The following is an 11,958-nucleotide window of genomic DNA, read 5'->3' on the forward strand; positions in this document are numbered from 1 at the left end:
GAAGCGATGGAATTAAAAACGATATTATCCATTGTAGTTACAGTGTTCTTTTGGGCATCTGCCTTTGTCGGTATTCGTGCAAGTTTGGACGATTATTCACCACAAAACTTAGCTTTACTAAGATTCTTAGTTGCTTCATTAATCTTTCTCGTTGTAGCTTTATTTAAGAAAATACGCATTCCCGAGAAAAGTGATTTGCTTCGTATTTTCCTCTCAGGGTTCATTGGTATTGCGTTATACAACTTTGCATTAAACTATGGAGAGCAAAGGATTGAAGCGGGCATAGCTAGTTTTATTGTCAACACAGTCCCGATCTTTTCAGCACTATTTTCTATGCATTTTCTTCGTGAGAAATTCTTTATGCGACAATGGATCGGATTTATTATAAGTCTGTGTGGAATTATTCTTATTGCCTATCGTCCAGAAACAAACTTCACCATTGGTATCAGTGTTTTTATACTGTTGTTTGCAGCTACTACACAAGCAGCGATGTTCACTTTACAAAAAACACTTACTAAAAAATATACTCCACTCGAATGTACCGCTTATGCTATTTGGAGCGGAACATTCACACTATTATGGTTTGGACCTGGCTTATTGGACGAAATCCTTGCAGCTTCAATGAGTAGCACTGTCACCGTTATTTACCTAGGGATATTCCCAGCTGCAATTGCCTACTTAACATGGGCTTATGTTTTATCAAAATTGTCAGTATCTGTTGCTGCAACATTTTTGTATTTTGTACCAATAGGAGCTACGCTCATTGGGTGGGTCTGGTTAGGAGAAATACCAACTCTATTATCTATTGGCGGAGGTATACTTGTCATTACAGGAGTAATCTTTGTCAACCAAAAGCACAACATGATTAAAAGAAGTGAAAAGGAAAATAAGATTCATGCTACATCATCTTAATGAAGTTAAAGATTAATATATTTTGTTGTGATTTTTTAAATAAAATTCACAGATATAGATGAAGTTTTTTTGTTCCCTAGTTATTTTAAAGGTGAGGCAGAACTCTTGTTGGTGAAAAATATAATAAAGGAGTGTCAATTATGATAACGATTAAACGTTTAACTGAATGCTCTTTGCAGGATGCCGTAACTGCTTGGAATGAGGGGTTTACAGGCTATTTTACAGATGCGCAGATGACCATTGATTCCTTTTTGAATCGTCTTGCTCAGGAAGGTTTGTCAGCCAACTATTCAATTATTGCTTTTGACGATAAGGAACCTGTCGGCATTGTCTTAAATGGCATAAGAATGATAGATGGCAAAAAGGTGTCATGGAACGGTGGAACAGGTGTTGCGCCACACTATAGAGGTACAGGTGTAGGGAAGAAAATGATGGATGCAACTTTAGCAATTTATGAAGAAGAAGGTGTTGAAATCGCGACATTAGAAGCGATAAAAGAAAATGAAAAAGCGATTCATTTGTATCAAAAGCTAGGGTATGTGATCGAAGATAATTTGCTCTTTATCGCCCATGAAGAATCATTTGGCTCGAATCCCTTTGAAAACCACCTAGCTACATACAACTTTATTAAAACTGTTCCTCCAGAAGTTCAAAACCTATCATTTTATAAAAGTATGTATTGCTGGCAAACGCAATTTAAGAGCGTAAGAGATGGAGAAGCTTTCATTGCGGTTGATGATCAAACTGGTGAAAGTATAGGTTATGCGTTATTTAAGCGTATTTTTAATGAAGAAGGCGTTCATGTCACTACAGCGCTATACCAATGTGAAGTAGCATCCAATAGACGTGATCAACACCAAATAACAGCAAGTTTATTATCGCAATTATTTGCACCGTTCGATCAAAAGCTAAAGCGAATTACAGTCAATTTAGCTGCTACGAATGAAACAGTGGTCTCATTACTTAAAGAGGCTGGTTTTGAGAAAAGCATAGAACAAGTATATATGAAGAAAATCATGCTTGAAGAATAAGTAGGTAAGTCGCTTATGTCTTAGTACGAGAAAAAAATGAATACGCAAAAAGTCAAAAGCTTATAAGTGGGACTTATAAGCTTTTGCTGTTATCACATAACATCACATAATTCTACAACATTTCTTCCATAATTATCAAATAGTATAGATGTATACAACATGAAAAGTATCGGATTGGAATACTGTTCACAAAATTAATGATGTCCGGCTTAACGTACATGTAGATGACTAGGCTCTTTGCATCAATTTTGTTGGGATTTTCCTCATTTGCAGAGGAGATTGTGGTTTTTACGCAATACCAATCGTTTTAAAAAAAGGATGTGACGAGCTCTAGTTTTAGGCGTCAATATATCTTAATACGAAAACAGTAACAAAATAAGATTTTGCATAGCCACTCGAGGAACTAGAAAAATTGAACAATATATACGAGGCATGAACACTAGTATCACATTTCAACATTACCGCGATGGGGGACGGTCCCCCGTTGTTGTAATGTGTTAAAGTGTAGCGCAACTGACCGAAAAGGCGGTGAAATATGAATACGGTTTTGTTAGTTGAAGATGAGGTGCCGATTGCACGAGTTCTTCGTGCGTATTTGAGTAAGGAAGGCTTTCAAGTGGAGCATACGAAGAAGGGTAAGGAGGCGCTTGAGGCATTTGAGGTGCATAAGCCTTCACTTGTGCTTTTAGACATTATGCTTCCTGATGTAGATGGCTGGCATGTCTTACAGATGATTAGGAAGACGAGTTCATGCCCTGTGATTATGATTACAGCATTAGGAGATATTAATCAACGGTTAAAAGGGTTAAACAACGGTGCAGATGATTACATTTCAAAACCATTTGTTGCTGAAGAAGTAGTTGCTCGAGTGCATGCTGTTTTAAGAAGATCAAAGTCTATTGAAGATCGCACGGTGAAGCACTTTGGAAATTTAGCGATCGACATAAGCTCACATCAAATTCTATTAAATGGAACTGAGGTTCACGTAACACCTAGGGATCTAGCATTACTCATATTTTTAGCAGAGCATACAAATCAAACATTTACGAGAGAGCACCTGATAGAGCAAGTGTGGGGTATTGATTATGAAGGAAGTGACCGGGCGGTAGATTTAGCAATTAAGCGTTTAAGAAAATCACTGAAAGAGTGGGATTCATCTGTAGGAGAAATTAAAACGTTACGGGGAATGGGGTATCAGTTAAGTGTTTATGAATAAAAATAAGCGCATTCCCTTACTGAACTATTTAGTAAGTAGGTATTTAGTAACTTTGATTATTGGGCTAACAGTGATCGGTATTGCTTCGGTTGTTTGGATTAAGGACGAAGCAATTAGAAATAAGCTAGAATTAGCACAATATCTCGTTGCAGATGTTGCAGACCGTTTAGTAACTGAAGATGGAAACATTGAAAGAATACAAGGTAGCTCTCCGTTATTTAACCGCGTAATAGAAGAAATCATTCAAGATCCTAAAAGATTAAACCGTTTGGATATTAGATCAATGATCATTATACAAGATGAAGATGGGCAAGTCGTTTATCCGAATTTTTCGCGTGGATTATCAAATATTTCTCCTGAAGAGCGTCAATTAAATTTGCTTGAAATGAATGAAGTTGAGAAAGTTGAATTCGATTTGTTAGGGTTGTCATATGTTATTTCGTCACCTATTGAATATGAAGATCGTTCCATAGGAGCAGTAGCCATCATTGTACCAGAAGAAGAATTTTCCACAATGGGAAGACAAATGGATGAAGAATATCGTTTACTAGCTATTCTGCTAGGAAGTTTAGCGATATTAGGTTTGATCATTATCTATTTGTTATCAAACAAAATTATATCCCCTATTCTACAAGTCTCTAAAGCTGCCAAACAAATTCAAAATGGGAATTATAACGTTAACCTAGCTACTGATACACAAGGCGAAGAACTTTATGACTTAATTGAATCATTTAAAGAAATGACTACCCGCCTTAAACAATTAGAGGTGATGAGAACAGAGCTGCTTGCAAGTGTGACACATGAACTGAAAACACCCATTGCATCAATTAGTGGTTTAGTGCAGGCTGTGAATGATCAAATTGTATCAGGTGAAGAAAAACAAGAATTTTTGGATATTACTTTAAATGAAGCTCACAGGCTACAGCTTATGGTGGAGGATTTACTTGATTTTAATTCATTTACTCTTGGCGAAATAAAAGTGAAGTGTGAAAGACTTGATATAAATAAGTGCATACAGGAAATGACTGATCAATGGAAAATGACCAATGATGAACATCATCTCATTCAAGTCAAAGTTTCATCATCTGAAAAACCTCTTTTTGCATACGGAGATCCATATCGTATTCAGCAAATTATCATAAACTTACTAAATAATAGTAAGCATGCATTCTCAAAAGAGATTGAAGTGAAGATATACGAGCCAAATAAAGATTTTATTGCGATTGATATCATTGATAGTGGTTGTGGTATTCCTGTGGAAGAACAGCCATTAATTTTCGAGCGCTTCTATAAAGGCAAAGCGCAAAAAAATACGGTGAGAGGCTTAGGTCTTGGCTTACCAATAAGTAAACTTCTTGCCAATGCTCAACAAGGAGACTTGTTGTTAAAAGAAAGCTCAAATGACGGAAGTACTTTTACCTTATTGCTTCCTCGAAGAACAACGACTAAGAGGGAGTAGTCATCATTTTTATCTACCCCCACAGTAATTAGCAAGTGGGGGTAGATAAGGATATAAAGCTAGCATCCACAGTTTAAATTGTCTGCATCAAGTGGGAAGTTCATCGTTTTCCAAGCTGCAATTCCTCCAGCTAATTCCTTCAATTTGAAGCTGTTATTTAGTAGGCGGATAGCTGCTTTTGCAGCAGTATTACACTAAGTGTACCAACAGTAGACTAGGTAACTCATTTATACGGGCTGATAATGCTGCGATAGGTATTTGCACTGCACCTTTCATTTTTTTCTTACCTCTTGGGCACCATTTCGTACATCAACTAATATGTAATCATAGGGAGCTTGTTTTGTAACTTGAACATAATCCATGGGACTAAACGTTGCTTCAACACGATTTTGAAAAATTGTTAATTCTTGTTTTATTTATTAGACACCTCTAAAATTTTTAACCCTCAATATTTCAGTGAAAGCACACAGATTTCCGCTTCTTATGCGAAGTCTTTTTTTGACACATCTTTTTGTGGGTTGCGCTCATTTAGCAAATATAACAACAAAAATATGTTAGTCCTCTTTTCCATTAAAAAGATTTTTTTTCTTCTGGAGTTAGTGGCTGTAGAATGTCATCTTGTCATCTTCTGTTTTTCTTAAGTGATGTTCACCTAATTTTAAGCATGTGTTGCCGTAAAATAATTTGTTAACTTAAATAATTAGTAAACACTGATTATTTGTTAAGTAAACATATATAAAAATTATTAGAGTTTAAATAATAAGTGTAATAATCACCGAATACATTATAATGAGTGTTCAAAAAAGGGACAGCAACTGAAGAGCAAGAAGTCGTAGAAAAGATGCTCAGAACACTAGATGCGAAAAGCAACAATTAATGCAAGAACAGCACAACAATCAATGTGTTAACAGCTTTTTTGAACAGTTGTATATAGGAGAATTGTGTGAAGGAGGATATGATATGCAAATCCATGTTGTACAAAGTGGGGATGCTTTGTGGAGTATTGCACAGCGGTATGGTGCTGATATAAACCAAATTATTAAGGCGAACGGAATCAAAGATCCTAATGTGCTAGTCGTTGGTCAAGCACTAGTTATTCCTTCGCCGACACGTCAACATGTCGTACAGCCAGGTGAAGATCTTTGGAGAATCGCTCAAATGTATGGTGTCAGTGTCCAATCAATCATTGATAAGAATGCGATTGCTGATCCAAACCGTATTCAAATTGGTCAGTATTTAACCATCCCTGTAGCTTTACACCATGTCGTACAGCCAGGAGAAATGCTTTGGATGATTGCGCAAAGATACGGGGTAAGCGTTCAGGACATAGCTGTTGCAAATCAGCTTGCGAACCCCGATCTCATTTTCCCTGGTCAAGTGTTACGTATTCCAGAAAGAGTAAAGCAGTTAGCTGATGTAAATGCGTACATTACTAGAATGGGGGAGAGAGGTGTCAAGCTCGTTGATGAAGTAGGAAATCTACTAACCTATTTATCAATATTTGAATATGCGATAAAAGAAGATGGTACGATCTCAACATTAAGTGATAAAGAAGTCATAGAGGCAGCTGAGAAATATAATATTGATTCCTTAATGGTTATTTCGAATCTTTCTGGAGGGAATTTTGATTCAGACCTAACTGCAACGATCTTTGCAAGTGAAGAATTACAAGATACATTGATTACGAATATTTTAGAAACGATGAAGGAAAAAGGCTATGCGGGGCTGAATGTTGATTTTGAATTTGTATACCCTGAGGATCGTGAGAATTATAATAATTTTCTTCGGAAAACAGTTGCAAGACTTCATCCTGAAGGCTTATCAGTGTCAACAGCTTTAGCTCCGAAAGTAACAGGCACAGAGTCAGATTTACTTCGTGCTGCGCATGACTATCAGGCTCATGGCGAAATCGTTGATATGGTCTTTTTAATGACTTACGAATGGGGATGGTCTGGTGGACCACCGTTGGCCATAGCACCACTCAATTCGGTGAGAAAAGTATTAGATTACGCAGTTACTGTCATACCGAGAGACAAAATATTGATGGGAATTCCTTTATATGGTCGAGACTGGAACATTCCTTTCGTCCAAGGTACGTCTGCGTCGACATTGAGTCCACAAGCTGCTGTAGAACGTGCAGGAAAGTACGGTGCTACCATTGAATATGATCCAACATATCAATCACCATTTTTTAGATATTACGATGAAGAAGGAGCACACCATGAAGTGTGGTTTGAAGATGCACGCAGCATCCAAGCAAAGCTAGATACTGTGAAGGAGTATCATTTAAGAGGTTTGTTCTACTGGGTTCTTGGATTGCCATTTCCACAAAATTGGTATGTACTTGATAGTAACTTTAAAGCCCACAAACATATATAGTAAACATTGATATGTCATTATTGAAGTGTAGCCGTGTAATAGGCTCCTTTCGTAAACTTTTTTACTAAGAATAAGCAGTATGATGAGTTTTTTTTGAGCTCAATCATTGTCAAAGTAGAAAGGATGTCACGAATGCTATAATGAATACGTGCTAATATCATAGAACGAAACGTATCAGTCTATACACAGCCAATTAAAAGGAACTCTTAGCGATTCTTGTTAAGAGTTTTTTGTTATGGTGTTTTTTCTTCCTCATTTCTCTTCGGTGATGGTAATTGAAAAATTTTAATTTCTGAAACAAACTTAAGGTTATTAAAAAAGATTTTTGATTGTGCTAATATTGTATTTTTATGTTTGTTAGACGTGAAAATAAGTCATTTTAACTTACAGAAATTGCATTTTCGACACGTTTTAGGCGATAAAAATGCAAAATTGGACATTTTACTTACATGCAACGGTTTAGATATGATGGGACTATCAAATAAGAAAGGAGCTAATGAAGTGCTAAATCAGGTCATACTTGTTGGGCGCATGACCAAAGACCCTGATATGCGGTATACGAATGATGGAACGGCTGTATTAAACTTTATTTTGGCGGTAAATAGAAATTACAAAAATGTACAGGGTGAGATCGACACTGATTTTGTTAATTGTACAGTATGGAGAAAAGCTGCTGAAAATACAGCAATGTATTGTAAAAAAGGGTCGATCGTTGGAATTACTGGGAGAATTCAAACGAGACATTACGAAAATCAAGAACGGAAAAATGTGTATGTAACTGAAGTCATTGCTGAATCTGTACGGTTCATGGATGGCAAAAAACCTGAATCAATTGCTCTTTAGTTGACAAACCCCTCAACAAAATATCCTCGCTTCACAATGCCTCACTCATTCTTCAACTTTCCTCTAGACAAAAAGTTTCTTCAACGTATCTCCAATATAAAATACCAACCTTTTGGTTGGTATTTTTTTTGAATTAGTTTCTATCTTCACAAAAAATGGATAGTAAAATAAGTTTATAAAAGTAGCAAAGATGCCACGAAGGATAGAAATATACGTGTTGCTATTTTTGTACGAAAAGCACTAATCAATGAGAAAATCACACCGTTAAACGATCACTTACAATATGTGTTCAACTGTAAACATCTCACTCATTAATGTTGGCAGCTGTGGAAACTCAAGTCTTAATTGCCAGAACCCTACCCCACCTAATCCATATTCACGAACTAACTTGAATTTTTCATTAATACTTTTAACATCCTCAAACCAGACAATACGCCTTTTGTTTTCTTCATCAACAAACTCGATCCATGGGGACGCTGATTCAACATCGTACCTAATTGGGATTTGATATTGCATTGCAATTTTTGTGACAGCATGTGAAGAAAGGGCGCGTGCACTCATTCCTTGTGTGAACGGGACTGTCCAATCATAGCCATAAAGAGCTGTTCCTAAAACGATCTTGTTTCTGGGGATTTGCGTAATAGCAAAGTCAAGCACTATACGTACTCGATTAATTGGTGCAATGGGCCCTGGTTGACTAAATCTCCAATGCCAATCATATGCCATAATAAATACAAAATCCATCGATGGTGCGATTGCTTGATAATCTAGCCCTTTATGCCATGCTTCAGATTCCTTTGCCAAAACCGCGATAGTCGTAAGATAGCCATCGGTCTTCATGCGATCGTTGAGCAATCTACAAAACTCGGAAAATGAATCTCTATCTCTTTCGGTTACTGCTTCAAAATCAATATTTACTCCAGAATAGTTTTTACTTGAAACAATTTGATATATATTGTCTATTAATCTTTGTGTGTTTTCTGCAGATGATAATACTCTATGAATCATGTCTGCATTAAATGCAGTCACAGTTGCTAATGGAGCAATTCGATTTTCACGAGCTGTTCGTATAGCACTTTCATCATCAAGGTCACTAAGGTTGCCACCTTCTTGTAACTGATAATCGAACAATGGTACATAATTCAGCCACGGAGCAAAGGTTGTTAATTCTTCTTCTAAAGGTATAGGATCTCTTAATGTTACATAGCCCATCTCGTCAGCTGTAATAATCGATTCATATCCAACACTGTCAGCTGAATAGCCAGGTATGTTTGGAAGCGTAAGTTGCATTCCTGGATTGATCATATTAGGGTTTTGGATTTGGTTTGCATCTATTAATGCTTGTGTTGAAACATTCGTCATCTCAGAAATTTTATATAAAGTATCCCCTTGCTGTACAATATAAACGTTTTGTTGAATAAGAAGAGACTGACCGGGAACGATATTACCATTTTCTAAACCATTTATTCTCATAATATCTTGATAAGAGGCTCTAAACTTTTGCCCGATGGAATATAGAGAATCTCCCTGCTTAACCGTGTATATAATCATTTCATAACCTCCCAATAACTTCATATAATCAAACAAAATCGTCTATTTCACGCAAAAAAGCACACAATAACCCATTTATCTTAAACTATTCATACCCAACAAAAATATGCCATTATTTTTGGGGTCTGTCCCCTGGTGAGTTAAAGTGATAACGGTTATTTTAGTGTGGAGTGTTCATATCTTTTGTGAAAATTTGCTAGAAATGGTTATAATACATACTAGATTACTATGCTAGTGGGCCAATTGATGAAAGTGTATAGAGGTAAACCTTCGTTACGGGAGGATAGGAATCAATGGTAAAGGATCTTTCTCAACATACTTATTTTCAAATGTAAATGTAATTGGTGTATTGAGCAGTATTAAGTTTATTTTTTATGAAACATTTTCTTCTTTATATACGTAGTAATTGTACATAACCATATGTAGTCGCTTTTATCAAAATGGTATTCGATTTTAAACATTTTATTGTAGGGAGTGCTTTAAATGGAAAAGAAAAGGGAGTTAGGAGATTGGAGGTTATTTTCAGCACTTATTAAGGAAACAAAACCGTCCAAATTATTAATTTCAATTGCGATGATGATGAGTGTTTTCTCGACAATTGTATCACTTGCTATTCCTCTTTTTACGAAAAACTTAGTTGATCAATTTTCGTTGTCGTCATTTAACCAAACCCATATTGTTTTGTTAATTGTAGCTTTCGTCATTCAAGCTATTGCAGGGGGACTTTCCCTTTATTTGCTAAGCTATATAGGTCAATCTATCGTAGCAAAGATAAGAGAACGGTTGTGGAAAAAGCTTTTAGTACTTCCTATACGATATTACGACCAAAACCGAACAGGTGACACAATAAGTAGAATGACTAATGATACTGCTGTAGTCAAGGAGCTAATTACGGATCACTTAACCAACTTTGTTACTGGAGTTATATCAATTATAGGGTCGGTTGCAATATTACTGTATCTTGATTGGAAAATGACCTTGATAATGCTGTTGGTAGTCCCAGTGTCCCTATTTGTATTACTACCATTAGGGAGACAAATGTATAAAATATCAAAGAATTTACAGGATGAAACAGCGAAGTTTACTACAGTGCTTAGTCAAGTGCTCTCTGAAGTCCGACTTGTAAAAGTCTCTAATGCAGAATCAATTGAGCTTGAAAATGGAAGAAAGGGCATTAATAATTTATTCAAATTCGGCTTGAAAGAAGCAAAAGTACAGGCATTAATTGCACCTTTAATGTCGTTCGTATTAATGGCATTACTCGTTGTTATTATGGGATACGGTGGTTTAAGAGTAGCATCTGGCGCATTATCAGCCGGAGATTTAGTAGCATTTATTCTTTATTTGATTCAAATTATTATCCCAATGAGTCAATTTACAGCATTCTTTACTCAGCTTCAAAAAGCAATGGGTGCGACTGAACGGATTATTGGCATCTTAAACTACGAAGAAGAGCATATTACAAGTGGATCATCTGTTACAAATGTTGATCAATCAATAAATGTGAAAAATCTTACCTTTTCATATGAAAATGGGGAGGACATTATAAAGGATATTAGTTTTACAGTAAAAGCAGGAAAAGTGACAGCAATTGTCGGACCGAGTGGCAGTGGAAAAACGACATTATTTTCACTTATTGAAAGATTTTATGAACCGTCGAATGGGTTCATACAGCTAGGAGAAGAACCGATAGATCAATTTTCATTAAAATCATGGCGTAATCAGATTGGTTACGTATCTCAAGAAAGCCCAATTATTGCAGGAACAATAAGGGAAAATATCATATATGGAACAGAAAATGAAATAAGTGAAACTGAATTACGAAAAGCAGCACAGATGGCATTTGCCGATCAATTTATTGAAGAACTTCCTCATAAATATGAGACGGAAGTTGGGGAGCGAGGAATTAAGTTATCGGGAGGGCAAAGACAAAGAATTGCAATTGCCAGAGCGTTATTAAGAGACCCGAAAATATTAATGCTTGATGAAGCAACATCTAGTTTAGATAGTAAATCGGAGATTGTCGTTCAGGAAGCATTGAAAAATTTAATGAAAGGTAGAACGACATTAATTATTGCACACAGGCTATCTACCGTCGTCGATGCTGATCAAATTATCTTTATAGATAAAGGTATCATGACCGGGAAAGGTACACACGCTGAACTATTTGAAACGCATAACATGTACCGCGAATTCGCCACACACCAGTTGGGGGTCTGACCCCCGACACTTTAAAGTGATAAAGAAGCAATGCAAACCTATATCTGCAAGAAAATTTTTTTGTCGAAATGTTGGATTAAAAAGTAGAGATATAAAGATGTGAACCTATGGCTAGGAAACATGGAACATGGTTTCCTAGAGCTTGTTATTACATAACGAGTCGCGGCAATTGTAAGCCAGCTCTTTGTCACGATCAGCAGCATATAACAAGTAGTTACCATCCCTCTCGGAAGCTCGTGAACCCTTTTACCTTCACCCATAGTCTTAATGACATATCCCATATTGTCTCTGTATACATTCTACGCAAGTGATACAGCCAACCAAAGCCAGTATCATTGGAGTAGCTA

General features: G+C 36.4%; 8 protein-coding genes. 7 read left to right on the plus strand and 1 reads right to left on the minus strand.

Annotated features, from left to right (window positions below; all coding sequences use genetic code 11):
- The first annotated feature begins 6 nt into the window (after window positions 1-6).
- The 6 genes from SLH52_RS01305 to ssb all read left to right on the plus strand — a co-directional run bounded on the left by SLH52_RS01305 (window position 7) and on the right by ssb (window position 7,840).
- On the plus strand, window positions 7-912 hold the full coding sequence (locus SLH52_RS01305; protein ID WP_320207499.1) for a DMT family transporter: 906 nt from the start codon (window positions 7-9) through the stop codon (window positions 910-912).
- A 140-nt stretch (window positions 913-1,052) separates the two neighbouring features.
- On the plus strand, window positions 1,053-1,943 hold the full coding sequence (locus SLH52_RS01310; RefSeq protein ID WP_320207500.1) for a GNAT family N-acetyltransferase: 891 nt from the start codon (window positions 1,053-1,055) through the stop codon (window positions 1,941-1,943).
- A gap of 535 nt (window positions 1,944-2,478) precedes the next feature.
- Complete coding sequence (locus SLH52_RS01315; RefSeq protein WP_320207501.1) at window positions 2,479-3,159, plus strand: response regulator transcription factor; 681 nt, start codon at window positions 2,479-2,481, stop codon at window positions 3,157-3,159.
- Window positions 3,152-4,618, plus strand: coding sequence for a HAMP domain-containing sensor histidine kinase (locus SLH52_RS01320; RefSeq protein WP_320207644.1), 1,467 nt, complete (start codon window positions 3,152-3,154; stop codon window positions 4,616-4,618). Before SLH52_RS01315 ends, SLH52_RS01320 begins: the two co-directional genes overlap by 8 nt.
- 960 nt (window positions 4,619-5,578) lie before the next feature.
- Window positions 5,579-6,997 carry a LysM peptidoglycan-binding domain-containing protein gene (locus SLH52_RS01325; RefSeq protein ID WP_320207502.1) on the plus strand — a complete coding sequence of 473 codons (1,419 nt, stop codon included), beginning with the start codon at window positions 5,579-5,581 and terminating at the stop codon, window positions 6,995-6,997.
- 501 nt (window positions 6,998-7,498) lie between these two features.
- Window positions 7,499-7,840: a single-stranded DNA-binding protein gene (ssb, locus tag SLH52_RS01330; RefSeq protein ID WP_320207503.1), complete on the plus strand. Its 342-nt coding sequence runs from the start codon at window positions 7,499-7,501 to the stop codon at window positions 7,838-7,840.
- 276 nt (window positions 7,841-8,116) lie between these two features.
- On the opposite strand, the gene SLH52_RS01335 is transcribed toward ssb, so the two are convergent.
- Complete coding sequence (locus SLH52_RS01335; protein WP_320207504.1) at window positions 8,117-9,391, minus strand: glycosyl hydrolase family 18 protein; 1,275 nt, start codon at window positions 9,389-9,391, stop codon at window positions 8,117-8,119.
- A 483-nt stretch (window positions 9,392-9,874) separates the two neighbouring features.
- Between SLH52_RS01335 and SLH52_RS01340 the strand changes: the two genes are divergently transcribed.
- Window positions 9,875-11,611: an ABC transporter ATP-binding protein gene (locus tag SLH52_RS01340; protein WP_320207505.1), complete on the plus strand. Its 1,737-nt coding sequence runs from the start codon at window positions 9,875-9,877 to the stop codon at window positions 11,609-11,611.
- The last annotated feature ends 347 nt before the right edge of the window (window positions 11,612-11,958 follow it).

It is taken from the genome of Cytobacillus sp. IB215665 (assembly GCF_033963835.1).
Taxonomy (GTDB): Bacteria; Bacillota; Bacilli; order Bacillales; family SM2101; genus Nanhaiella.